At 65.4% G+C, this 23,171-nt stretch carries 22 protein-coding genes; 8 read left to right on the forward strand and 14 right to left on the reverse strand.

Annotated elements, in window-relative coordinates; genetic code table 11:
• The first annotated feature begins 55 nt into the window (after window positions 1-55).
• The 3 genes from UB43_RS27290 to UB43_RS27300 all read left to right on the forward strand — a co-directional run bounded on the left by UB43_RS27290 (window position 56) and on the right by UB43_RS27300 (window position 4,558).
• On the forward strand, window positions 56-988 hold the full coding sequence (locus tag UB43_RS27290) for a hydrogen peroxide-inducible genes activator (RefSeq protein ID WP_037016754.1): 933 nt from the start codon (window positions 56-58) through the stop codon (window positions 986-988).
• Window positions 985-3,060: an ATP-dependent DNA helicase RecG gene (recG, locus tag UB43_RS27295; RefSeq protein ID WP_045217723.1), complete on the forward strand. Its 2,076-nt coding sequence runs from the start codon at window positions 985-987 to the stop codon at window positions 3,058-3,060. Before UB43_RS27290 ends, recG begins: the two co-directional genes overlap by 4 nt.
• A 91-nt stretch (window positions 3,061-3,151) precedes the next feature.
• On the forward strand, window positions 3,152-4,558 hold the full coding sequence (locus tag UB43_RS27300; protein ID WP_045217725.1) for an aminoacyl-tRNA deacylase and HDOD domain-containing protein: 1,407 nt from the start codon (window positions 3,152-3,154) through the stop codon (window positions 4,556-4,558).
• Window positions 4,559-4,713: 155 nt separating this feature from the next.
• Here the strand turns inward: UB43_RS27300 and UB43_RS27305 are convergent, their stop codons facing one another.
• From UB43_RS27305 to UB43_RS27325, 5 genes are all read right to left on the reverse strand, one after another.
• Window positions 4,714-5,115, reverse strand: a complete 402-nt coding sequence (locus tag UB43_RS27305; RefSeq protein WP_045217727.1) for a hypothetical protein — start codon at window positions 5,113-5,115, stop codon at window positions 4,714-4,716.
• A gap of 135 nt (window positions 5,116-5,250) precedes the next feature.
• Entirely contained in the window at window positions 5,251-5,523 is a 273-nt protein-coding gene (locus UB43_RS27310) for an HU family DNA-binding protein (RefSeq protein ID WP_017520695.1), read from the reverse strand.
• Between the two features lie 196 nt (window positions 5,524-5,719).
• A complete protein-coding gene (locus UB43_RS27315; RefSeq protein WP_045217728.1) occupies window positions 5,720-6,874 on the reverse strand; it encodes an NAD(P)/FAD-dependent oxidoreductase in 1,155 nt (384 codons plus the stop codon).
• Window positions 6,875-7,151: 277 nt separating this feature from the next.
• A complete protein-coding gene (locus UB43_RS27320; RefSeq protein WP_045217729.1) occupies window positions 7,152-7,319 on the reverse strand; it encodes a rubredoxin in 168 nt (55 codons plus the stop codon).
• Between the two features lie 198 nt (window positions 7,320-7,517).
• Window positions 7,518-7,685 (reverse strand): rubredoxin, encoded by a 168-nt coding sequence (locus UB43_RS27325; RefSeq protein WP_015479573.1) that lies wholly within the window; start codon window positions 7,683-7,685, stop codon window positions 7,518-7,520.
• A 235-nt stretch (window positions 7,686-7,920) separates the two neighbouring features.
• Here UB43_RS27325 and UB43_RS27330 point away from each other — a divergent pair, with 235 nt between their 5' ends.
• Together UB43_RS27330 and ubiA are read left to right on the forward strand one after the other, a co-directional pair.
• Entirely contained in the window at window positions 7,921-8,460 is a 540-nt protein-coding gene (locus tag UB43_RS27330) for a chorismate lyase (protein WP_177329825.1), read from the forward strand.
• A gap of 27 nt (window positions 8,461-8,487) precedes the next feature.
• On the forward strand, window positions 8,488-9,378 hold the full coding sequence (gene ubiA / locus UB43_RS27335; RefSeq protein WP_045217733.1) for a 4-hydroxybenzoate octaprenyltransferase: 891 nt from the start codon (window positions 8,488-8,490) through the stop codon (window positions 9,376-9,378).
• Between the two features lie 94 nt (window positions 9,379-9,472).
• Here the strand turns inward: ubiA and UB43_RS27340 are convergent, their stop codons facing one another.
• On the reverse strand, window positions 9,473-9,838 hold the full coding sequence (locus UB43_RS27340; RefSeq protein WP_045217735.1) for a hypothetical protein: 366 nt from the start codon (window positions 9,836-9,838) through the stop codon (window positions 9,473-9,475).
• Between the two features lie 312 nt (window positions 9,839-10,150).
• Here UB43_RS27340 and phoB point away from each other — a divergent pair, with 312 nt between their 5' ends.
• The 3 genes from phoB to UB43_RS27355 all read left to right on the forward strand — a co-directional run bounded on the left by phoB (window position 10,151) and on the right by UB43_RS27355 (window position 13,620).
• Window positions 10,151-10,840 (forward strand): phosphate regulon transcriptional regulator PhoB, encoded by a 690-nt coding sequence (gene phoB / locus UB43_RS27345; RefSeq protein ID WP_045217737.1) that lies wholly within the window; start codon window positions 10,151-10,153, stop codon window positions 10,838-10,840.
• Window positions 10,841-10,882: 42 nt separating this feature from the next.
• The gene (gene phoR, locus UB43_RS27350) at window positions 10,883-12,187 is read left to right on the forward strand and encodes a phosphate regulon sensor histidine kinase PhoR (protein WP_045217738.1); all 1,305 of its coding nucleotides are present in this window, start codon (window positions 10,883-10,885) and stop codon (window positions 12,185-12,187) included.
• A gap of 92 nt (window positions 12,188-12,279) precedes the next feature.
• Window positions 12,280-13,620 (forward strand): hemolysin family protein, encoded by a 1,341-nt coding sequence (locus UB43_RS27355; RefSeq protein ID WP_045217740.1) that lies wholly within the window; start codon window positions 12,280-12,282, stop codon window positions 13,618-13,620.
• A 154-nt stretch (window positions 13,621-13,774) separates the two neighbouring features.
• Here the strand turns inward: UB43_RS27355 and UB43_RS27360 are convergent, their stop codons facing one another.
• The 8 genes from UB43_RS27360 to UB43_RS27395 all read right to left on the reverse strand — a co-directional run.
• Entirely contained in the window at window positions 13,775-14,674 is a 900-nt protein-coding gene (locus UB43_RS27360) for a peptidoglycan DD-metalloendopeptidase family protein (RefSeq protein ID WP_045217743.1), read from the reverse strand.
• Window positions 14,675-14,797: 123 nt separating this feature from the next.
• Window positions 14,798-15,697, reverse strand: coding sequence for a response regulator (locus UB43_RS27365; RefSeq protein WP_045217745.1), 900 nt, complete (start codon window positions 15,695-15,697; stop codon window positions 14,798-14,800).
• 133 nt (window positions 15,698-15,830) lie between these two features.
• Window positions 15,831-16,574, reverse strand: coding sequence for a phosphate signaling complex protein PhoU (gene phoU / locus UB43_RS27370; protein WP_045217747.1), 744 nt, complete (start codon window positions 16,572-16,574; stop codon window positions 15,831-15,833).
• An 85-nt stretch (window positions 16,575-16,659) separates the two neighbouring features.
• Window positions 16,660-17,496: a phosphate ABC transporter ATP-binding protein PstB gene (gene pstB, locus UB43_RS27375; RefSeq protein WP_045217749.1), complete on the reverse strand. Its 837-nt coding sequence runs from the start codon at window positions 17,494-17,496 to the stop codon at window positions 16,660-16,662.
• Between the two features lie 52 nt (window positions 17,497-17,548).
• Window positions 17,549-19,225 (reverse strand): phosphate ABC transporter permease PstA, encoded by a 1,677-nt coding sequence (gene pstA / locus UB43_RS27380; protein WP_045217750.1) that lies wholly within the window; start codon window positions 19,223-19,225, stop codon window positions 17,549-17,551.
• A 24-nt stretch (window positions 19,226-19,249) separates the two neighbouring features.
• A complete protein-coding gene (locus UB43_RS27385) occupies window positions 19,250-21,283 on the reverse strand; it encodes an ABC transporter permease subunit (protein ID WP_156160511.1) in 2,034 nt (677 codons plus the stop codon).
• Window positions 21,284-21,678: 395 nt separating this feature from the next.
• A complete protein-coding gene (gene pstS, locus UB43_RS27390) occupies window positions 21,679-22,650 on the reverse strand; it encodes a phosphate ABC transporter substrate-binding protein PstS (RefSeq protein ID WP_024762034.1) in 972 nt (323 codons plus the stop codon).
• Between the two features lie 244 nt (window positions 22,651-22,894).
• Window positions 22,895-23,171: hypothetical protein (locus UB43_RS27395; protein WP_218187706.1), on the reverse strand; the 277-nt coding region annotated here is incomplete at its 5' end.

Consider the following 23,171-nt stretch of genomic DNA (forward strand, 5'->3'; position numbering starts at 1 on the left):
TGGTTCGCGGCGGTGCAGCCGCTATGCTTGGGCCACCTCAACGGACTTAGTCGCCATGACCCTTACCGAACTGCGCTACATCGTCACGCTTGCCCAGGAGCAACACTTCGGCCGCGCCGCGGAGCGCTGCCACGTCAGCCAGCCGACGCTGTCGGTGGGCGTGAAGAAGCTGGAAGACGAGCTCGGCGTACTGATCTTCGAACGCAGCAAGAGCGCGGTGCGCCTGACCCCGGTCGGCGAAGGCATCGTGGCGCAGGCGCAGAAGGTGCTGGAACAGGCCCAGGGCATCCGCGAACTGGCCCAGGCCGGCAAGAACCAGCTGACCTCGCCGCTCAAGGTCGGCGCGATCTACACCATCGGCCCGTACCTGTTCCCGCACCTGATCCCGCAGCTGCACCGGGTCGCCCCGCAGATGCCGCTGTACATCGAGGAAAACTTCACCCACATCCTGCGCGACAAGCTGCGCACCGGCGAACTGGACGCGATCATCATCGCCCTGCCGTTCCAGGAAGCCGACGTGCTGACCCTGCAGTTGTTCGACGAGCCCTTCTACGTGCTGATGCCGGCGGACCATCAATGGACCGCGAAGAAAACCATCGACCCGGAACTGCTCAACGACAAGAGCCTGCTGCTGCTCGGCGAGGGCCACTGCTTCCGCGACCAGGTCCTGGAAGCCTGCCCGACGACTCACAAGGGCAGCGAAAACAAGCACACCACGGTGGAATCCAGCTCGCTGGAAACCATTCGCCACATGGTCGCCTCCGGCCTGGGCGTGTCGGTGCTGCCCTTCTCTGCCGTGGACAGCCACCACTACGCGCCGGGCGTGCTGGAAGTGCGTCCGTTCAGCGCGCCCGTGCCCTTCCGCACCGTCGCCATTGCCTGGCGCGCCAGCTTCCCGCGGCCGCGCGCCATCGAGGTGCTGGCCGACTCGATCCGCCTCTGTTCGGTCGCCAAGCCGACCGTCAAGGGTGAAGCCGAGCCGGCATGACCGATCTGTCTAATGTCCCGGTCACCGCGCTCAAGGGCGTAGGCGCCGCGCTGGAGGAAAAGCTGGCAAAGGTCGGCCTGGAGAACCTCCAGGACATCCTCTTCCACCTGCCGCTGCGCTACCAGGACCGTACCCGCATCACTCCCATCGGCGCGTTGCGCCCGGGGCAGGATGCGGTGGTCGAAGGCGTGGTCTCCGGCGCCGACGTGGTGATGGGCAAGCGTCGCAGCCTGCTGGTGCGCCTGCAGGACGGGACTGGCGTGCTGAGCTTGCGTTTCTACCACTTCAGCCAGGCGCAGAAGGAAAACCTCAAGCGCGGCACGCACCTTCGTTGCTACGGCGAAGCGCGCCCCGGCGCTTCGGGCCTGGAGATCTACCACCCCGAATACCGCTCCCTCACCGACGCCGCCGCGGCGCCGGTGGAGCAGACGCTGACGCCGATCTACCCGACCACCGAAGGCCTCACCCAGCAGCGCCTGCGCCAGCTCAGCGAGCAGACCCTGGCGCGCCTGGGCCCGTCGAGCCTGCCGGACTGGCTGCCGGCCGAGCTGGCCCGCGACTACCGGCTGGGCCCGCTGGACGAAGCCATCCGCTACCTGCACCGGCCACCGCCGGACGCCGACCTGGAAGAACTCGCCGAAGGCCGCCACTGGGCCCAGCATCGCCTCGCTTTCGAAGAACTGCTGACCCACCAGCTGTCGCTGCAGCGCCTGCGCGAGAGCGTGCGCTCCCAGGCCGCGCCGCAGCTGCCGCCGGCCAAGCGGCTGCCAGCGCTGTACCTGAAGAACCTCGGCTTCAAGCCCACCGGCGCGCAGCAGCGAGTCGGCGCGGAAATCGCCTACGACCTCGCCCAGCCCGAACCCATGCTACGCCTGGTGCAGGGTGACGTCGGTGCCGGCAAGACCGTGGTCGCCGCCCTCGCCGCCCTGCAGGCGCTGGAAGCCGGCTACCAGGTGGCGCTGATGGCGCCCACCGAGATCCTCGCCGAGCAGCACTTCCTCAACTTCACCAAGTGGCTGCAGCCGCTGGGCATCGAAGTCGCCTGGCTGGCCGGCAAGCTCAAGGGCAAGGCCCGCGCCAGCGCGCTGGAACAGATCGCCGGCGGCGCGCCGATGATCGTCGGCACCCATGCGCTGTTCCAGGACGAGGTGAAGTTCAAGCGCCTGGCCCTGGTGATCATCGATGAGCAGCACCGCTTCGGCGTGCAGCAGCGCCTTGCCCTGCGCCAGAAAGGCGTCGACGGTCGGCTCTGCCCGCACCAGTTGATCATGACTGCCACCCCCATTCCGCGGACCCTGGCGATGAGCGCCTACGCCGACCTGGACACCTCGATCCTCGACGAGCTGCCGCCCGGCCGTACGCCGGTGAACACCGTACTGGTGGCCGACAGCCGCCGCATCGAAGTGATCGAGCGGGTGCGCGCCGCCTGCGCAGAAGGCCGCCAGGCCTACTGGGTGTGCACATTGATCGAAGAATCCGAAGAGCTGACCTGCCAGGCCGCGGAAACCACCTACGAGGAACTCTCCTCGGCGCTGGGCGAACTGCGCGTGGGCCTGATCCACGGGCGCATGAAGCCGGCGGACAAGGCCGTGGTCATGGAAGCCTTCAAGGAAGGCATGCTGCAGTTGCTGGTGGCGACCACGGTGATCGAGGTCGGCGTGGACGTGCCCAACGCCAGCCTGATGATCATCGAGAACCCCGAGCGCCTGGGCCTGGCCCAGCTGCACCAGCTGCGCGGCCGTGTCGGCCGGGGCAGCGCGGCGAGCCACTGCGTGCTGCTCTACCACCCGCCGCTGTCGCAGATCGGCCGCGAGCGCCTGGGCATCATGCGCGAGACCTGCGACGGCTTCGTCATCGCCGAAAAGGACCTGGAACTGCGCGGCCCCGGCGAAATGCTTGGCACCCGCCAGACCGGCCTGCTGCAATTCAAGGTGGCCGACCTGATGCGCGACGCCGACCTCCTGCCGGCGGTGCGCGATGCCGCCCAGGCCCTGCTGGCGCACTGGCCGCAATCGGTCAGCCCGTTGCTGGCACGCTGGCTGAGACACGGGCAGCAATACGGACAAGTGTGATCTATTTCACTTTCATCGGTCGGTTGACTGCTCGGTCACGCTGACTGCGTGGTTATACTCCGACCCAGCCGTTGATAACCGGATCACATTCATGAGCGACGCCGCACGCGCCCCATCCGACTCCTCGCAGGCCCCCGAGGTCATCCTGCAGCTGCTCGCCAAGCTGGGCATACCGTCTCGCGAAGTCTGCGATGTCACCACGCTTCCGGCCACGCGCCGGGTGCAGGCCAGCCTGCTGGAAGATGCCGTCGGCACCCTGCTGGTGCTGTTCCCGCAAAGCCAGCTACTGGACCTGAATCGCCTGGCCGAACTCACCGGGCGCAAACTGGTGGCGGTCAAGCCTGACCGCCTGGAGCGCATGCTCGGCAAGCACCAGCTCGGCCGCCTGCCGGCGCTGCCGCCGCTGACCAGTTCGCCGTGCCTGTATGACGAGCGCCTGCTGCAGGAACCCCAGCTGCTGGTCGAGTCCGGCACGCCGGGCACACTGCTGGAGATTCCCACCGCGTCCTTCCGTAGCCTGCTGGAGAAAGCCAGCGCGGCGCGCTTCGGCGTGGCGCTGGAGTCGATCCGGCCGAACCTCGACCGCCCGGACGACGACCGCAAGGAAATCACCCAGGCCGTGCAGGCGTTCACCGCCCGCCGCATCCAGCAGCGCCTCGAGGAAACCATCGAGATTCCGCCGCTGCCGGAAACCGCGCAGAAGATCATCAAGCTGCGCGTGGACCCCAACGCCACGGTGGACGACATCACCGGCGTGGTGGAAACCGATCCGGCACTGGCCGCGCAGGTGGTCAGCTGGGCCGCCTCGCCCTACTACGCCGCGCCCGGCAAGATCCGCTCGGTGGAGGACGCCATCGTCCGCGTACTGGGCTTCGACCTGGTGATCAACCTGGCTCTCGGCCTGGCCCTGGGCAAGACCCTGAGCCTGCCCAAGGACCAGCCGCAGCACGCCACGCCCTACTGGCACCAGGCGATCTACACCGCCGCGGTGATCGAGGGACTGACCCGCGCCGTGCCGCGCGCCGAGCGCCCGGAAGCCGGCCTGACCTACCTCGGCGGCCTGCTGCACAGCATCGGCTACCTGGTCCTGGCGCACATCTTCCCGCCGCACTTCTCGCTGATCTGCCGGCACCTGGAAGTGAACCCGCACGTCGAGCACAACCTCGTCGAGCAGCACCTGCTGGGTATCACCCGCGAGCAGATCGGCGCCTGGCTGATGCGCACCTGGGACATGCCGGAAGAGATCTACACCGCCCTGCGCTTCCAGCACGACCCGTCCTACGCCGGCGACTGCTCGGCCTACGCCAACCTGGTCTGCCTGGCCACCCGCCTGCTGCGCAACCACGGCATCGGCAGCGGCCCGGAGACCGACATTCCGCAGGACCTGCTGGATCGCCTGGACATCCCGCGCGAGAAGGCGGAAGACGCCGTGCGCAAGGTACTCGACGCCGAAGCGGTGCTGCGCGAGCTGGCCAGCCAGTTCAATCCCGGCCACTGAGCGAAACCGCTCTATCTTCTGTAGGAGCGAGCTTGCTCGCGAACCGGAATCGCTCGGCGCTATGGGTTCGCGAGCAAGCTCGCTCCTACAATCGCTTTCATTGCCCCATGAAAAAGGCCCCGTCAGGGGCCTTTTTTCTGCTCATCGAAAGCGCCTCAGGCGGCTTTCTTGTCGCTCGCCGGCGCGGCCTTCTTCTTCGGCTTGAGGTACTTCACCAGGCCCTGGAACCAGATCACCAGGCCAGGGTTGCCCTGGATCTGGATGTCCTTGTTCTGGATGCCCTGCATGAACGCCAGTTGCGGGTTCTTCGAAGTCATGGTGGCGAAGCCGTAGGCGCCGTCCTTGAAGCCCAGCGCGAAGGCCGGCTGCGGATGGGTGCCGCGACGGGCGCTGACCTTGAGGTCCTTGACGATGTAGTGGCGGGCAACCTTGCCGTCGAGGGTGTGGAGCTGGAACACCAGGTCCTTGCCTTCGAGCTGCTTCTGGAACGCCGGATTTTCGCGACTGGCCTTGGCCATCAGGCGACCGAGCATCCACAGGAGTAGACGGAATTTCATGCACAAACCTCGACGTTCGAGACAAAAGTCTGCGCATTGTAGCCAGTTTGAAAACGGACTACATCCGGTCTTTTGGAGGGATTATGTAACTGGAGGAGGCAACCCGGAGCCGCTCTGGCTCCGGGTCAGACGCGATCAGTTGACGGCGTCTTTCAGCGCCTTGCCCGGTTTGAAGGCAACGGTATTGCTGGCTTTGATCTTGACCGGCTGGCCGGTTTGCGGGTTCTTGCCGGTACGGGCGCCACGGTGGCGCTGAACGAAGGTACCGAAACCGACAAGGGTAACGCTGTCCTTGCGGTTGAGCGCGCCAGTGATTTCATCCAGCAGCGCGTTCAGCACCTTGTTGGCTTGTTCTTTGGTGAGGTCGGCCTTCTCGGCGATCGCGGCGGCGAGTTCTGGTTTACGCATAAATGCCTCTTTGACGGTTTGTTGTTGTTGTGTCCGTGCTGTCTTCCCAACAGCGCCCAAAGCACCGCAGGCTTGCCGTACAGGCTCTAGGCTGCGGCAGACGGGGGGAGAATGGCACGCCGCCGGCTGGTACGCCAGTATCGTCTGACAATTTGCGGGCCGTTTCCCAAGGCAAAAACGCCATTGGCGACGCCTGTCACGCCAGTAGTACCGGCAACTCCTTGTTCAGGGAAAGTTTTTCGCTCACGGCGGCCCCGGTTAGCGCATATCCGAGCAATCGACCGGCGGTATCCCGGCACAGCACCTTGAGGTCCGGGCCAGAGCCTTCCACCCGCCATTCGCCCTCGCTGCCACGCGGCGGCGGCGACACCACCAGGGGGCACACCGGCGTCTTCACGGTCACCGGCATGGCACCGTAGGTCACCGGCGTCGGTTTGCCGGCCAGGGTCTGCGCCAGTGCGCGGGCGCAGGACATCAGTGGCATCACGTAGAGCAGGTTGAGGCCATCGACTTCGGCGCAGTCGCCCAGGGCGTAGATATTGGCGTGGGAGGTGCGCAGCTCGCGGTTGACCATCACGCCACGGTTGATGTCCAGCCCGGCGGCGGCGGCCAGGTCGATGCGCGGGCGCAGGCCGACGGCAGAAACAACCAGGTCGCAGGGGATCACCTGGCCATCGGAAAGATGCGCCTCCAGTGCATCACCGGCGCGCACCAGGCTGTTCAGCACCGGGCCGAGGTGGAAGCGCACGCCGAGGCCTTCCAGCCCCTGCTGCACTGCCTGGGCGGCAGCCGGGTGAAGCAGGCCGGGCATGACCTGCTCGCAGGGCGCCACGACGTCGAGCTGATAGCCACCGCTGGAGAGGTCGTTGGCGAACTCGCAGCCGATCAGGCCGGCGCCCAGCAGCAGCACGCGGCGCTTGCCGGCGGCGGCGCTGCGGAAGCGCGCGTAGTCTTCCAGGTCGTTGATCGGGAAGATCAGGTCCTGGGCATCGCCCTCGACCGGTACGCGGATGGTCTCGGCGCCCCAGGCCAGCACGAGGTCGCGGTAGTGGATTTCTTCTTCGCCGATCCAGATGCGCCGGTGGCCCGGGTCGATGCCGGTGACACGGGTATGGGTGAGGATGCGCGCCTTGAGCTGGTCGGCCATCGCGCCGGCCTCGGCCATGGCCAGGCCGTCGGCGTCCTTGTCCTTGGAGAAGCCGGTGGAGAGCATCGGCTTGGAGTAGGAGCGACCGTCGTCGGCGGTGATCAGCAGCAGCGGCGTCTCGCTGTCCAGCTTGCGCCACTCGCGGGCCAGGTTGTAGCCGGCGAGGCCAGTTCCGATGATCACCAGCGGTGCGTTTTCGCTCATTACTCTCTCACCTCAAAATCGCCACAGCGTAAAGACGGAATGGCGGCGCGGAAGCCGCCGCATGTTAGTTCTGTCACCCAGAATCCATTCAGGACCTGGCGAGCCAGAGCAGAACAAGGCGGAAGCGAGCGAGGGAGCGGAGTGTACTTCAGTACATGAGCATGACTCGCTCCGCTCGCCCCTCCGGGGCCGCACTAAAGTGCGTTAGCCACAAGTGGCTTCCGAGTTCGCTTCCAACGCAGTTATGCCGACGCGCAGCCCGGTCAAGGATGGATTCTCAGGAGATTTCGATCATCTCGAAGTCCATCTTGCCCACGCCGCAATCCGGGCAGACCCAGTCCGCCGGGATGTCTTCCCAGCGCGTGCCGGGGGCGATGCCCTCGTCCGGCAGGCCCAGTGCCTCGTCGTAGATGAAGCCACAGACCACGCATTGCCATTTGCGCATCAGCAAAGCCCTCCTGCGATTGCCCGGTGAAGCTAACGTATCGGCGCGCACCGGCCAACGGCGGGCGCGACGCCGGGCTCCGTCAACAGGGTCAACCCGGCGCGCCTCCAGTCTACCGCGTCAGGCGCGGGCTTGCGGGGTGCGCAAACGCAGACGGCGGCCCGAAGGCCGCCGTCGCGGGAATCGATCCGGGCGGGATCAGCCGATTTCGATCATCTCGAAATCCAGCTTGCCGACGCCGCAATCCGGGCACAGCCAGTCTTCCGGCACGTCTTCCCAGCGGGTACCGGCGGCGATGCCCTCTTCCGGCCAACCCTTGGTCTCGTCATAGATCAGGCCACAAACCACGCACTGCCACTTCTTCATCAGCTATCACCCTCATGTTCTTGTCGCTTGGACGTCGGTGCATCCAATGTCCGGCTTTGTACTGGCGATGGGCTTGCGGCGCAAGCCCCATGAAAAACGCCGGGCGGCCGGCCAAACCTTTGGTGGGGTTTGGCGTAATGCACTCTTGCGGACAACGCAATCGGCCGCGCAAAGGCGCCATGTTAAGCTGCCGCGTCCCTGGCCAACCGCAGTCGAAGCCGTGCCCGAAGCCGCCCTGATCCACCCGCCCCGCTGGCTCACCTCCGCCCAGTTGCACCCCGCTCCCGCCGCCCAGGTCGTGGACTGGCTGTTCGACGAAGGCTCGCTGACGCGCCGGCTGACGGCCCTCTCCGGCGACAACTTCGCCGTGCAGCCACTGGCCGAGGGCTGGCACCGCCTGCGCACCGACGAGTGCGCCGCGCTGGGCGTACCGGACGGCAGCCAGGGCTGGGTGCGCGAGGTCTACCTGAAAGGCCACGGCACGCCCTGGGTATTCGCCCGCAGCGTCGCCGCACGCTCGGCGCTGGAAGGTTCAGGCTTCGACCTGCGCCTGCTCGGCACGCGCTCCCTGGGTGAGCTGCTGTTCAGCGACCGCGCCTTCCAGCGCGGCCCCATCGAAGTCTGCCGCTACCCGGCCGCCAGCCTGCCGGCCGACGTTCGCGCCGAGCGCCTCTGGGGCCGCCGCTCCTGCTTCAGCCGCGACGGCCTGGGCGTGCTGGTCGCCGAGGTTTTCCTGCCGTCACTGTGGCACCGGGTGGAACAACAGCCCGTATAATTCCCGGATCGTTTTCCGGAGGCCGCCATGTTCGTCGCCCTGATCAAACCCCTTGCCCGCCTGCATCCCCGCGCCTGGGACTTCATCCAGCTGACGCGCATGGACAAGCCGATCGGCATCTACCTGCTGCTCTGGCCGACGCTGTGGGCGCTGTGGATGGCCAGCGGCGGCGTGCCGAGCGTGAAGAACCTGGTGATCTTCGTCCTCGGCACCGTGCTGATGCGCATGGCCGGCTGCGTGATCAATGACTTCGCCGATCGCAAGCTCGACGGCCATGTCGAACGCACCAAGGCGCGCCCGCTGGCGACCGGCAAAATCACCGTGCGCGAGGCCTGGATTGCCTTCTTCACGCTACTGGGGCTGAGTTTCCTGCTGGTGCTGTGCACCAACGCGCAGACCATCTGGCTGTCCTTCGGCGGCGCAGCGGTGGCGGCGCTCTACCCGTTCATGAAGCGCTACACCTACTACCCGCAGGTGGTCCTGGGCGCGGCGTTCTCCTGGGGCATCCCGATGGCCTTCACCGCGGCCAGCGGCACGCTGCCGGCGGTGGCCTGGCTGCTGTTCTTCGCCAACGTGCTGTGGACGGTTGCGTACGACACCTACTACGCGATGACCGACCGCGAAGACGACCTGAAGATGGGCATGAAGTCCACGGCGATCCTCTTCGGCGACGCCGACCGGGTGATCAACCTGAGCCTGCAGGGGCTGATGCTCCTGCTGCTGGTCCTGGCCGGCAATAAACTGGCCATGCACCTGTATTACTACCTGGGCCTGGCCGTGGCGGCGGGCTGCTTCGCCTGGCAATTCCACTCGACCCGCGACCGCGAGCCGATGAAGTGCTTCAAGGCCTTCCTGCACAACCACTGGGCGGGGCTGGCGATCTTCCTCGGCACCGTGCTGGACTTCGCCCTGCGCTGAGGCAAACCCTGTAGGAGCGAGCTTGCTCGCGAACCCGCTGGACACCCAAGGTGCCAGGCCAGGTTCGCGAGCAAGCTCGCTCCTACAAACCGCTTTACGGCTTGGCCATGTGCCAGACGCCCATCTTGCCTTCACCGGTCATGTCGCCAGCCTTCTTGTCCTGCACGAAGGTGTACAGCGGCTTGCCCTTGTAGGCCCACTGGGCGCTGCCGTCGTCACGCTTGATCAGCGTCCAGTCACCCATGGCGCTGTCATCCGCAACGGCCATCAGCGGAGGCCAGTTCTGCGCGCAGCCGCCGTTGCACATCGACTTGCCGCCGCTGTCCTTGTCGAAGGTGTAGAGCGTCATGCCCTTGGCATCGACCAGCATGCCGTTCTTCTCCATGCCGGGGCCGGCGGCCAGGGCAGACATCGCGGGCAGCATCAGGCCCAGTGCCAGGGCCGGGAATAGCAGTTTCATAACGCTTCTCCTCTGGTGAGGTGGAAACGGCGCGAGCATCGACGCAAAGGCGGCGGGATTGCAGGCAGGGCCGGCCAGGGCGACGTCGTCAACGCACTCACTACCGTCATCGCAAGACTCCGGCAGGCTCTCTGCCGGGCACACCGCCGACCGGGCCGGTGGGTTCCGCTTGTGCCGCGCGGTAAACGCGTGGCGACCCAGTGAGCATAGACGAGCGCTCTGGCACGAGGCTCAGCTACCATCGCGGTGTCACATTCATGAAATATTTCCGTTATCTAATGCGGCGCATTACAGAAATTCTGAGGCCTCAGCATGGTTGGCAAGACAATCCTCATCGTCGATGACGAAGCTCCGATCCGGGAAATGATCGCCGTGGCCCTGGAGATGGCCGGCTACGAGTGCCTGGAGGCGGACAGCGCCCAGCAGGCACACGCGGTGATCGTCGACCGCAAGCCGGACCTGATCCTGCTCGACTGGATGCTTCCGGGCACCTCCGGCATCGAACTGGCCCGCCGCCTCAAGCGCGACGAGCTGACCTCGGCCATTCCGATCATCATGCTCACCGCCAAGGGCGAAGAGGACAACAAGATCCAGGGTCTGGAAGTCGGCGCGGATGACTACATCACCAAGCCCTTCTCCCCGCGCGAACTGGTTGCCCGCCTGAAGGCCGTGCTGCGCCGCACCGGCGCCGGCGACAGCGAGACGCCGATCGAAGTCGGCGGCCTGATGCTCGACCCGATCAGCCACCGCGTGACCATCGACGGCAAGCCCGCCGATATGGGCCCGACCGAATACCGTCTGCTGCAGTTCTTCATGACCCACCAGGAGCGCGCCTATACCCGCGGCCAGCTGCTGGACCAGGTCTGGGGTGGCAACGTCTACGTCGAGGAGCGCACCGTCGACGTGCATATCCGCCGTCTGCGCAAGGCCCTGGGCGAGGTCTACGAAAATCTGGTTCAGACCGTGCGCGGCACCGGGTATCGTTTCTCGACCAAAAGCTGATCGAGTCGACACCGACTCGCCGGGCACAAGGAACGGAATTTCGTGACCCAGAACTGGAGTGGCGTGCTGATACGCCACCTGCTGCTAGTCGTAGCCGCCGGCGCGCTGCTCGGCCTGATCACCGGCCAGTACGGCTGGGCCATCGCCGTGGCGCTGGCCGCCTACCTCGGCTGGTCGACCTGGCAGCTGCTGCGCCTGCACAAGTGGCTGAAGAACCACCAGCCCGATGAAGCTCCGCCCGATGGCTACGGCCTGTGGGGCGAGGTGTTCGACAGCATCTACCACCTGCAGCGGCGCAACCAGCGCGCCCGCGGGCGCCTGCAGGCAGTGATCGACCGCATGCAGGAATCCACCGCGGCGCTGCGCGACGGCATGATCCTGCTGGACCGCGACGGTAACCTGGAGTGGTGGAACCAGTCCGCCGAGCGCCTGCTGGGCCTCAAGAGCCCGCAGGACGGCGGCCAGCCAGTGACCAACCTGGTTCGCCATCCGCGCTTCAAGGAATACTTCGAGGGCGAGGACTACCGCGAGCCGCTGGAGCTCTCTTCGCCGATCAACGACAACCTGCGCCTGCAGTTCCACATCACCCTCTACGGCGCCGGCGAGCACCTGATGCTGGTGCGCGACGTGACCCGCGTCCACCAGCTGGAACAGATGCGCAAGGACTTCGTCGCCAACGTCTCCCACGAGTTGCGCACGCCATTGACGGTGATCGCCGGCTACCTGGAGACGCTGCTCGACAACGTCGAGGACGTGAACCCGCGCTGGACCCGCGCGCTGCAGCAGATGCAGCAGCAGGCCGGGCGCATGCAGAACCTGCTCAACGACCTGCTCCTGCTGGCCAAGCTGGAAGCCACCGATTACCCCGCGGACAACAAGCCGGTGGCGGTGGACCTGATGCTGCTGTCGATCCGCAACGACGCCCAGGCGCTGTCCGGCGCGCGCAACCATCGCATCAGCCTGGAAGCCGATTCGAAGGTGAAACTCAAGGGCAGCGAGGCAGAACTGCGCAGCGCCTTCTCCAACCTGGTGTTCAACGCCGTGAAGTACACCCCCGACGAAGGCGAGATCCGCATCCGCTGGTGGGGCGACGAACAGGGCGCGCACCTGGCCGTGCAGGACAGCGGCATCGGCATCGATCCCAAGCACCTGCCGCGCCTGACCGAGCGCTTCTACCGCGTCGACTCCAGCCGCAACGCCAGCACCGGCGGCACCGGCCTGGGCCTGGCCATCGTCAAGCACGTCCTGCTGCGCCATCGCAGCACCCTGGACATCAGCAGCGTCCCGGGCAAGGGCAGCAGCTTCACCTGCCACTTCCCGCCGCAACAGGTCGAGAGCCGCGCATAGCAGGCCTCCACTTCGGCTCTTGCATGAGCGGGCTTGCCAGCCGGGCCCGCTGAACCGCATTCTTGTCCGTCCATTTGCAAACCAACAGAACCATGGACCCTTCCCCTAGTAGCAACTTCCTCACTTATTTCGCCGATTTCGGCCTGATCCTGTTCGCCCTGTTCCTCGTCGTGCTCAACGGCTTCTTCGTCGCCGCCGAGTTCGCCATGGTCAAGCTGCGCTCCACCCGTGTGGAGACCATCGCCAACCAGCACGGCTGGCGCGGCACCATCCTGCGCAAGGTGCACAACCAGCTCGACGCCTATCTTTCCGCCTGCCAGCTGGGCATCACCCTCGCATCGCTGGGCCTGGGCTGGGTCGGCGAGCCGGCCTTCGCCGAGCTGCTGGAGCCGCTGCTGGCCGCGATTGGCGTGCACTCCGAGGAAGTCATCCGCGGCGTGTCGTTCTTCACCGCGTTCTTCATCATTTCCTATCTGCACATCGTGGTCGGCGAGCTCGCGCCCAAGTCCTGGGCGATCCGCAAGCCGGAGCTGCTGTCGCTGTGGACCGCGGTGCCGCTCTATCTCTTCTACTGGGCCATGTACCCGGCCATCTGGCTGCTCAACGCCAGTGCCAACGCCATCCTCAAGATCGCCGGGCAAGGAGAGCCGGGGCCGCGCCACGAGCACCACTACAGCCGCGACGAGCTCAAGCTGATCCTGCACTCCAGCCGTGCCCATGACCCCAGTGACCAGGGCATGCGCGTGCTGGCTTCGGCGGTGGAGCTGGGCGAGCTGGAAGTCGCCGACTGGGCCAACTCCCGCGAGGACCTGGTCTACCTCGAGCGCACGGCGCCGCTGGATGACATCCTCGCCACCATTCGCCGCCACAAGTACAGCCGCTACCCGGTGTACGACAGCGAGAAGAACGAGTTCATCGGCCTGTTGCACATCAAGGACCTGCTGCTGGCCCTGGCCACGCTGGACAGCCTGCCGGAGTCCTTCGATCTCGACGAGCTGACCCACCCGCTGGAAATGGTCACCAAGCACCTACCGCTGGCGCGTCTGCTGGAGCAGTTCCGCCAGGGCGGCTCGCACTTCGCGCTGGTGGAGGAAGCCGACCACAAGGTGGTCGGCTACCTGACCATGGAGGACGTGCTGGAAGTGCTGGTGGGCGATATCCAGGACGAGCACCGCAAGGCCGAGCGCGGCATCGTCGCCTACCAGCCCGGCAAGCTGCTGGTGCGTGGCGATACCCCGCTGTTCAAGCTGGAGCGCCTGCTGGGCATCGACCTGGATCACATCGAGGCCGACACCCTCGCCGGCCTGGTCTACGACACGCTCAAGCGCGTGCCGGAGGAAGAGGAAGTCCTGGATACCGAAGGCCTGCGCATCATCGTGAAGAAGATGAAAGGCCCGAAGATCGTCCTCGCCAAGGTGGTCAAGCTCGACTGAGCCTGTTGCCCCTGAATGAAAAAGGCTGCCCTCGGGCAGCCTTTTTCTTTGGCTCTTCGTAGGAGCGAGCTTGCTCGCGAACAGTGCTTGACGATGCGCCGGAGCCGGGCGGGTTCGCGAGCAAGCTCGCTCCTGCACGGACGCCGCGCTGAACTCAGTGCTCCCGGACCACCGCGAAATTCGGCAGCGTATCCACCGGCTGGGAGAAGTCGTAGGGGATCGAGACCAGGTCCAGGCCGACGTTGCGTTGCACCACGAAGTGCAGGTGCGGGCCGCTGCTGTTGCCGGTGTTGCCCGACTGCGCCAGCGGCGTGCCGGTGCCGACGCGCTGGCCCTCGTGCACCAGCACCGAGCCGCGCATCAGGTGCAGGTACACCCCCATGGTGCCGTCGTCGTGCAGGACCCGCACGAAGTTGCCGGAGGGATTCTTGCCCCGCCCGCTCTGGCCGTTCTCGATCTTCACCACAGTGCCGCCGCGAGCCGCGATGATCGGCGTGCCCACCGGCATGGCGATGTCCATGGCGTAGCGACCCTTGGGCGTGAAGTGGCTGTAGCGGCCGTTGGCGCCCTGGGTCAGACGGAACGGCCCCCCCACCCAGGGCAAGGCGTACTGGTAGGACAAGGGCGTCGGGCGCGGATCACCCAGCGCGTAGCGCAGCTTGGGCTTGTAGCGCAACGGCTTGGCGGGGTCGAGCGGGGCCAGGGTAGCGAGGCGGATCGAGCTGCGCGGCGCCAGCACCCAGCGGATCGGCCGCTCCGGCGCGCCCACGGCATTCTGTACGCCGGTCACGCTCAGCTCGACTTCCACGGGCGCATACAGGTCGTTGCGCACCTGCAGCGTCTCACCGCCGGCGTGCTTCCTGGTCTCCAGCTTCACCTGTTCTTCCAGGTGCTCGACCATGCGGTCGCGGAAAACGAAGACAGCCGCACCCGCCACGGCCTTGTCCGTGTAGGTGACCACGCCGTTGGCGTCGGTGTACTTGTAGATGGTCACGGCCGAAGCCGTCCCGGAAGCGGCCAATAGACCACACAGGAGGATACTGCGCCCTAGCATGTCGACTCTGGTTATAGGTATGGCGACGCTGGCAAGACTAGCAGCGTCGCCCCTGCGTCGCGACCTGCCGCCGGTCGGCCTGTGAAGCAGTACTACCCACCGGTCGGCCCATTTGTAACCGGATCAGGCTCCGGGCACGTAATGCTTCTGGGTGCTGCCGCGGGCGATCAGGCGCGACAGGTAGTCGAGCTTCTGTGGATCACGGTCGACGAAGCGGAAAGTCAGTTGCAGCCATTCGCTATCCGGCTTGGGCTCCAGCGCCGCCACGGCATGCAGGTAGCCGTTGAGGCGAGCGACATCGCTGTCTTCTTCCAGGTCGAGCACGGCGCTTTCCAGTACCTGCGGCAGCGGCGTTCCGCGCTTCACCACCAGCAGCGCTTCCTTGAGGCTGAGCGCCTTGATCACACAGGGCAGGTTCGCCGAAGGCAGGCGCAGTTGCCCCTGCTGGCCCTTGGCGCCGCTACGCGCGGCCGGAGCGGCGCCCGCCGGTGCCGCAGCAGCCGGAGCGGCGCGAGGTGCTGGGGATGTTGCCGCCGGGCGCACGACTTCGGCCTTGCCACCGGTAAGGGCGGCCAGGGAGTCGTTGGGCATGGAGCCGACCAGACTGCGCTGCGGTGCCTGCGCCGCGAGGGCTTCCAGCTTGCCGGCACGCGACAGCGCCTTCTTCACCTTGCTCACCAGCTGGTCGTTGGAGAACGGCTTGCCGATGAAGTCGGAGACGCCGGCCTGGATGGCCTGCACCACGTTGTCCTTGTCGCCGCGGCTGGTGACCATGATGAAGGGCGTGGTCTTCAGGCTGTCCTGCTCGCGGCACCAGGTGAGCAGCTCGATGCCCGACAGCTCGGGCATTTCCCAGTCGCAGAGGATCAGGTCCACGGCCTGGCGTGCGAGGAATTGCTGCGCCTTGCGGCCGTTGACCGCTTCTTCGATCTGCAGACCGGGGAAATGGTCCCGCAGTCCCTTCTTCACCAGGTCACGGATGAACGGAGCGTCATCCACCACCAGCACACTGACCTTGCCCATCGGCATCTCCCGAAAACGATAGGGCGAAGGATAGCCTTGCCGGGTGGCTACATGCCATTGGTGAGGGACCGCCCGGCCATAAAATGACGAACCCGGCGCGCGGGCCGGGTTCGTTCTGGTACGGGCGTCTGGCTTATTCGGCCTTGTCGGCCTTGCCAGCGGTGCCCTGCACTTCTTCCTTCATGCGGGTCAGGCCGATGTGGCGGACATCGGTGCCGCGCACCAGGTAGATCACCAGTTCGGCGATGTTGCGCGCGTGGTCGCCGATGCGCTCCAGCGAGCGCAGGGCCCAGATGACGTTGAGCACGCGGGAGATCGCCCGCGGGTCTTCCATCATGTAGGTGACCAGCTCGCGCAGGGCGGTCTTGTATTCGCGGTCGACGGTCTTGTCGTACTGCGCCACCGACAGCGCGAGGTCGGCGTCGAAGCGGGCGAAGGCGTCCAGCGCCTCCTGCACCATCTTGCGCACCTGGTTGCCGATGTGACGCACCTCGACATAGCCGCGCGGCGACTCGCCTTCCTCGCACAGCTGGATGGCGCGGCGGGCGATCTTCGAGGCTTCGTCACCGATGCGCTCGAGGTCGATCACCGACTTGGAGATGCTGATGATCAGGCGCAGGTCGGAGGCAGCCGGCTGGCGGCGGGCGAGGATGCGCAGGCATTCCTCGTCGATGTTGCGCTCCATCTGGTTGATCTGGTCGTCGATCTCGCGCACCTGCTGGGCGAGACCGGAGTCAGCGTCGATCAGCGCGTTGACGGCGTCGTTGACCTGCTTCTCCACCAGGCCGCCCATGGCCAGCAGATGGCTGCGCACATCTTCCAGCTCGGCGTTGAACTGCTGCGAGATGTGGTGGGTGAGGCTTTCTTTGTTGATCATGTTCGCTCCGCGAAAGCCGCAGGCTCCGGGCCGCTGGCTTGTGATGTTCTCCGGGAAGTTCTACCGCGCACGCAATACCGCGAAACTAGCCGTAGCGACCGGTGATGTAGTCTTCCGTCTGCTTCTTGGCCGGGTTGGTGAACAGGGTATCGGTATCGCCGAACTCGATCAGCTTGCCCATGTACATGAACGCCGTGTAGTCGGAGACGCGCGCGGCCTGCTGCATGTTGTGGGTCACGATGACGATGGTGAACTTGGATTTCAGCTCGTAGATCAGCTCTTCGATCTTCAGGGTGGAGATCGGGTCCAGTGCCGAGCAGGGTTCGTCGAGCAGCAGGACTTCCGGCTCCACGGCGATGGTGCGGGCAATGACCAGGCGCTGCTGCTGGCCACCGGAGAGGCCGAGGGCGGATTCGTGCAGGCGATCCTTCACCTCGTCCCACAGAGCGGCGCCCTTGAGGGCCCACTCGACGGCTTCGTCGAGCACGCGCTTCTTGTTGATGCCCTGGATGCGCAGGCCGTAGACCACGTTCTCGTAGATGCTCTTGGGGAACGGGTTGGGCTTCTGGAACACCATGCCGACGCGGCGACGCAGCTCGGCGACGTCGACGTTCTTGGCAAAGATGTTGTGGCTGTCCAGGAGGATCTCGCCCTTCACGTTGCAACCGTCGACCAGGTCGTTCATGCGGTTGAAGCAACGCAGCAGGGTGGACTTGCCGCAGCCGGACGGGCCGATGAAGGCGGTCACGCGCTGCTTGGGGATGTTCATGCTGACGTCGAACAGTGCCTGCTTCTCGCCATAGAACAGGCTCAGGCCGGGCACTTCGAGGGCGACGGTCTCGCTTTCCAGGTTCATGCCCTGGCGGTCGCCGCGGCCGAGCGCGCCGATGTCGATGCCGTGGGATGCGGTTTCATGTTGCATGTTCAGTCTCCTTGGGAGGCTTGGCGGCGGGCACAGCCCGCCGCCTGCAGAATCAGTTTTCCAGCGCCTTGTACTTTTCGCGCAGGCGGTTACGAATGGCGATGGCCGAGAAGTTCAGCAGGGCGATCACCATCACCAGCAGCAGCGCGGTGGCGTACACCAGCGGGCGCGCGGCCTCGACGTTCGGGCTCTGGAAGCCGACGTCATAGATGTGGAAGCCCAGGTGCATGATCTTCTGGTCCAGGTGCACGTACGGGTAGTTGCCGTCCACCGGCAGCGCCGGAGCCAGCTTCACCACGCCCACCAGCATCAGCGGCGCCACTTCGCCGGCGGCACGGGCCACGGCGAGGATCAGGCCGGTCATCATCGCCGGGCTGGCCATCGGCAGGACCACTTTCCACAGGGTCTCGGCCTTGGTCGCGCCCAGGGCAAGGGAGCCTTCACGGGTGGCCCGCGGGATGCGTGCCAGGCCTTCCTCGGTGGCCACGATCACCACCGGCACCGCGAGGATGGCCAGGGTCAGCGAGGCCCAGAACAGCCCCGGCGTGCCGAAGGTCGGCGCCGGCAGGGCTTCGGGGAAGAACATCCGGTCGAGCGAGCCGCCCAGCACGTAGACGAAGAAGCCCAGGCCGAACACGCCGTAGACGATCGCCGGAACGCCTGCGAGGTTGTTCACCGCGATGCGGATGATCCGGGTCAGCAGGCCCTGGCGAGCGTATTCGCGCAGGTAGACCGCGGCGATCACACCGAACGGGGTGACGATCACGGCCATCACCAGGGTCATCATCACGGTGCCGAAGATGGCCGGGAAGATACCGCCCTCGGTGTTGGCTTCACGCGGGTCGTCGCTGAGGAATTCCCAGAGCTTCTTGAAGTAGAAGCTCAGCTTGGTGGCGACGCCCATCTGGTTGGGCTGGTAGGCGTGCACCAGCTTGCCGACGCTGATTTCGGTTTCCTTGCCGGTGGCATCGCGCATGACGATGCTGTCGCGGTTGAACTCCTGGTGCAGCCCGTTGAGCTGCTCTTCCAGCACCTTGTACTGGGCGTTCAGCTCGGCGCGGCCGGCGGCGATATCGGCCTCGGCGGTGGCATCCAGCTTGTTGTTCAGCTGCAGGCCACGTTCCTTCAGGCGCAGGCGCTCCAGGCCATGGTTGATGCCGCCGATGTCTTTCTTTTCCAGCTGATACAGCTTGGTGTACAGCTCATCGACACGCTTGAGACGGGTCTGCAGCTCGGCCATGGCGGCCGGACCTTCGGCGACGACCTTGCCGTTTTCCTTCACGCTCAGCAGGTAGCCATAGAAGTTGCCCCACTCGCGGCGCTCCAGGGTCACCAGCTCGGCCGGGTGGCGACGGTCGGTCAGCCATTCGCCGATCACCCAGGAGAAGTCGCTGCCGTAGAGGTCGCGGTTGCCCAGTTTGAGCAGTTCGCGGGTCATGAACTCCGGACCATTGTCCGGCACCGGCAGACCGGCGCCGCGCAGACGTTCGCGCGGCACCTGCTCGATCTGCACTTCTTCGCCGATCAGGGTCTTGGGTGCTTCACCGGGGACGGTGTAGGTCGCCTCGATCACGTCCGCCGGCCAGAAGTGGCCGAGACCGCGCACGGCGATCACGGCGAGCAGGCCGATGGTCATGATCACGGCGATGGACACTGCACCCGCGTTCATCCACACCCAGGGAGAACCGCTGGCGAACCACGCTTTGACGGATTCCTGTTTCTGTTTCACGGAACTAGCCTCGTCGGGCGGCGCTTAGAGCGACGCGTATTTCTTGCGCAGGCGCTGACGGATCAGCTCTGCCAGGGTGTTCATCACGAAGGTGAAGGACAGCAGTACCAGTGCCGAAAGGAACAGCACGCGGTAGTGAGTCCCGCCCACCTCCGACTCGGGCATTTCCACCGCGACGTTCGCCGCGAGAGTGCGCATGCCCTGGAAGATGTTCACGTCCATGACCGGGGTGTTGCCGGTGGCCATCAGCACGATCATGGTCTCGCCCACGGCGCGGCCCATGCCGATCATCAGCGCGGAGAAGATGCCCGGGCTGGCGGTCAGGATCACCACGCGGGTCAGCGTCTGCCAGGGCGTGGCGCCCAGGGCCAGGGAGCCGTAGGTCAGGCTGCGCGGCACGCTGAAGATGGCGTCTTCGGCGATGGAGAAGATGTTCGGGATCACCGCAAAGCCCATGGCCAGGCCGACTACCAGGGCGTTGCGCTGGTCGTAGGTGATGCCCAGGTCGTGGCTGATCCACAGGCGCATGTCGCCGCCGAAGAACATGGTCTCCAGGTGCGGGCTCATCCACAGGGCGAAGGCGCCGGTGGCGAGGACCACGGGGATCAGGATCGCCGCTTCCCAGCCGGCCGGCAGGCTCAGGCGGATGCGCTCGGGCAGTCGGCTCCAGATCAGGCCGGCGGCCAGGATGCCCAGCGGCGTGAGCAGCAGCAGGCTGAAGATGCCCGGCAGGTGGCCTTCGACATACGGCGCGAGGAACAGGCCGGCGAAGAAGCCGAGGATCACGGTCGGCAGCGCCTCCATCAGCTCGATCACCGGCTTGACCTTGCGGCGCATGCCCGGAGCCATGAAGTAGGCGGTATAGACGGCGGCGGCGATAGCCAGCGGCGCGGCGAGAATCATCGCGTAGAACGCGGCCTTCAGTGTACCGAAGGTCAGCGGCGACAGGCTCAGCTTGGGCTCGAAGTCGGTGGTCGCGGCGGTGGACTGCCAGACGTAGGACGGTTTGTCGTAGCTCTCGTACCAGACCTTGCCCCACAGCGCACTGAAGGACACTTCCGGGTGCGGGTTGCTCAGGCTGAAGCGACGCAGCTCGCCACCCTGCTCGACGATCAGGCGGTTGGCGCGCGGCGACAAGGCCATCGGGCCAGCAGACGATGCGACGTTCTCCACCAGCAGCGTGCGGTGCGCGGTGCTGTGGAAGATGCCCAGGTTGCCCTGCTTGTCGAGGGCCAGGAAGCCCTTGCGGCGCTGCTCCGGCGCGATGCTGGAGATCGGCTGGTCGCCCAGCTTGAAGTCACGTACGTGGGACAGGCGCGGCTCGCCATCTTCGCCACGGGCCATGAACCACTGGCCGATGCCGCCCTTGGAGTCGCCGACCATCAGCGAGATGCCACCCAGCAGCTGGCTGCTGGCCGTCACTTCGGCGGAGGCGTCATCCAGCAGCTTGTAGCGGCCGTTGAGCTGGTGAGTATTCAGGTCGAAGACGTCGGCCTGGGCACGGCCATTGAGGACATAGAGCCACTGCTTGCGCGGGTCCATGTAAATGGCTTTCACCGGATCGGCGATCTGCGGCAGGTTGATGCGCTCTTCCTGCAGGGTGCTTTCGCCGGTCAGCATGTTTTCCTGCTGGGTCAGGCCGAGCAGCAGCATCTCGCTGCCGGTGGACGCGGCCAGCAACAGGCTGTCATCACCCGAGACGATCGCCACGTGCTCCAGCGGACGGCCCTGGGGATCCAGGTTCATCGCGGCTTCGCCGTAGGGATAGTCGATGTGCGGGGTGATGGTCTTCTTGTTGTCCGGGTAGGTGACCTTGTAGTTGTGCTTGAACACCAGCACCTGGCCGTTGGACAGACCCAGCGCGACGGTCGGGTGACCCGGCTGGTCCTCGGCGATGGAGGTGACGCTGGTGCCGGCAGGCAGCTTCAGCGCAACGCGATCCATCTCGTCGCCTTTCTTGGCGTCGAAGAACACCACCTCGCCGTTCGCGGCGACGCGCATGCCCACCATGTTCTGCTCTTCGATGCTCAGCAGCAGCGGCGCCTGGGCCGTCTTCAGCCAGGCGGGAGCCAGGGGTTCGCGGGTCTCCAGTTCGGCGCCGCGGAACAGCGGCAGCACGACGTAGGCGAGGTAGAAGAAAATCAGGGTAATGGCAGCCAGCACGGCGAGACCGCCGACCAGGACGTACCAACGGGTCAGTCGATCCTTGAGCGCTCGGATACGGCGCTTGCGCTGCAGGGCAGGCGTATTGAAATCGATCCGCTCGGGGAGAGAAGAAGTCATCGGGGAGTTGGCCATGTCGTTCATGGAGTGACACCCTAGCGGCTCTGTATGACAGAAAGATGACATGGAAGTGACGCGACAAAGCCCACCAGCAGAGCCATGCTGGCGGGCTCGGTCGAGTAAGCGTCAGCCCATGCCGGGCGGGGATCTCCGCCCGGTTTGAAGGCTGATTACAGACCCAGGTCCTTGATCGCTTTTTCGGCGACTTTGGACGGCAGCGGGATGTAGCCGTCTTTCACGACAACCTGCTGGCCGGTCTTGGAGAGCACCATCTTCAGGAACTGGGCTTCCAGCGGGTTCAGCGGCTTGTTCGGCGCCTTGTTGACGTAGACGTAGAGGAAGCGCGACAGCGGGTAGGTGCCGTTCAGGGCATTCGCCTCGTTGTCTTCGATGAACTCGCCGCCTTCTTTCTTGGCCAGGGCAACGGTCTTCACGCTAGCGGTCTTGTAACCGATACCGGAATAGCCGACGCCGTTCAGGGACTGGCTGACCGACTGCACCACGGAAGCCGAACCCGGCTGCTCGTTCACGTTCGGCTTGTAGTCGCCTTTGCACAGGGCTTCTTCCTTGAAGTAGCCGTAGGTGCCGGAAACGGAGTTGCGACCGAACAGCTGCACGGGCTTGTTGGCCCAGTCGCCGGTCAGGCCCAGGTCACCCCAGGTCTTCACTTCCGACTTGCCGCCGCACAGGCGGGTGGAGGAGAAGATGGCGTCGACCTGTTGCATGGTCAGGCCTTTGATGGGGTTGTCCTTGTGCACGAAGATGGCCAGGGCGTCCACGGCAACCGGAACAGCGGTCGGCTTGTAGCCGTACTTCTGCTCGAAGGCCTGCAGCTCGACGTCCTTCATCTTGCGGCTCATCGGGCCCAGGTTGGCGGTGCCTTCGGTCAGAGCCGGCGGCGCGGTGGAGGAACCGGCGGCCTGGATCTGCACGTTCACGTTCGGGTACAGGCGCTTGTACTCTTCCGCCCACATGGTCATCAGGTTGGCCAGAGTGTCGGAACCGACGCTCGACAGGTTACCCGACACACCGCTGGCTTTCTGGTAGTCCGGCAGAGCCGGATCGATCGCGGCCACCGCACTGGCGGTGCCTACGCCTGCGGCGACAAAAGTCAGGGCCGCCATCAAACGCTTGAGTTTCATGCCTTGCTCCTTGAGGAGAATGGGGTTGGATGGAACGGGGGCCAGTATCGTCAGGCCGCATGAAGACTCTATGACGTGAATGTGACAGTTGGATGAAATGCCATCAGTGCTGCGGCAGAGGTTTTGTAACAGCAAGAATGGCGCCTCCCGAATGGCGGAATTCACGCTGAAATGACCGTTCTAGAGCACCTATTGTTGAGTCGAGCAGCTCCTGAGCCGACGTCTCGCAGGCTCGTCGCGAGGCTCATCCGGCCATGATCATGGCCGCGATGAAGCACCCCATGCACACCAGATACGGCAGCAGGAGCCATTTATAGATGCCGTGCCGGCGTCCGAGAAAGAAGCCGAAGCCCGGGATGATCAGTGCGAGCAGCGCAGCTGGCCCTGCTCGCGTGAGCAACAGAAAGAAGGCAAGCAACTGGCCGACGCTGAGGCTCAGGACGCCCAGCAGAATGAGGGTTGAAATCAACGTATCCATGTCGAGCGGCGTCCTTTTCCACGCGCAAAAGCAAAACCCCCGG

Origin of the sequence: Pseudomonas sp. 21 (assembly GCF_000955805.1) — a bacterium.
Taxonomy (GTDB): Bacteria; Pseudomonadota; Gammaproteobacteria; order Pseudomonadales; family Pseudomonadaceae; genus Pseudomonas.

Bases quoted from the DNA above. Each gene is read 5' to 3' on its own strand.
- UB43_RS27290 (WP_037016754.1), top strand. From the start codon at position 56: ATGACCCTTACCGAACTGCGCTACATCGTCACGCTTGCCCAGGAGCAA.
- recG (WP_045217723.1), top strand. From the start codon at position 985: ATGACCGATCTGTCTAATGTCCCGGTCACCGCGCTCAAGGGCGTAGGC.
- UB43_RS27300 (WP_045217725.1), top strand. From the start codon at position 3,152: ATGAGCGACGCCGCACGCGCCCCATCCGACTCCTCGCAGGCCCCCGAG.
- UB43_RS27305 (WP_045217727.1), bottom strand. From the start codon at position 5,115: ATGAAATTCCGTCTACTCCTGTGGATGCTCGGTCGCCTGATGGCCAAG.
- UB43_RS27310 (WP_017520695.1), bottom strand. From the start codon at position 5,523: ATGCGTAAACCAGAACTCGCCGCCGCGATCGCCGAGAAGGCCGACCTC.
- UB43_RS27315 (WP_045217728.1), bottom strand. From the start codon at position 6,874: ATGAGCGAAAACGCACCGCTGGTGATCATCGGAACTGGCCTCGCCGGC.
- UB43_RS27320 (WP_045217729.1), bottom strand. From the start codon at position 7,319: ATGCGCAAATGGCAATGCGTGGTCTGTGGCTTCATCTACGACGAGGCA.
- UB43_RS27325 (WP_015479573.1), bottom strand. From the start codon at position 7,685: ATGAAGAAGTGGCAGTGCGTGGTTTGTGGCCTGATCTATGACGAGACC.
- ubiA (WP_045217733.1), top strand. From the start codon at position 8,488: ATGTTCGTCGCCCTGATCAAACCCCTTGCCCGCCTGCATCCCCGCGCC.
- UB43_RS27340 (WP_045217735.1), bottom strand. From the start codon at position 9,838: ATGAAACTGCTATTCCCGGCCCTGGCACTGGGCCTGATGCTGCCCGCG.
- phoB (WP_045217737.1), top strand. From the start codon at position 10,151: ATGGTTGGCAAGACAATCCTCATCGTCGATGACGAAGCTCCGATCCGG.
- UB43_RS27355 (WP_045217740.1), top strand. From the start codon at position 12,280: ATGGACCCTTCCCCTAGTAGCAACTTCCTCACTTATTTCGCCGATTTC.
- UB43_RS27360 (WP_045217743.1), bottom strand. From the start codon at position 14,674: ATGCTAGGGCGCAGTATCCTCCTGTGTGGTCTATTGGCCGCTTCCGGG.
- UB43_RS27365 (WP_045217745.1), bottom strand. From the start codon at position 15,697: ATGGGCAAGGTCAGTGTGCTGGTGGTGGATGACGCTCCGTTCATCCGT.
- phoU (WP_045217747.1), bottom strand. From the start codon at position 16,574: ATGATCAACAAAGAAAGCCTCACCCACCACATCTCGCAGCAGTTCAAC.
- pstB (WP_045217749.1), bottom strand. From the start codon at position 17,496: ATGCAACATGAAACCGCATCCCACGGCATCGACATCGGCGCGCTCGGC.
- pstS (WP_024762034.1), bottom strand. From the start codon at position 22,650: ATGAAACTCAAGCGTTTGATGGCGGCCCTGACTTTTGTCGCCGCAGGC.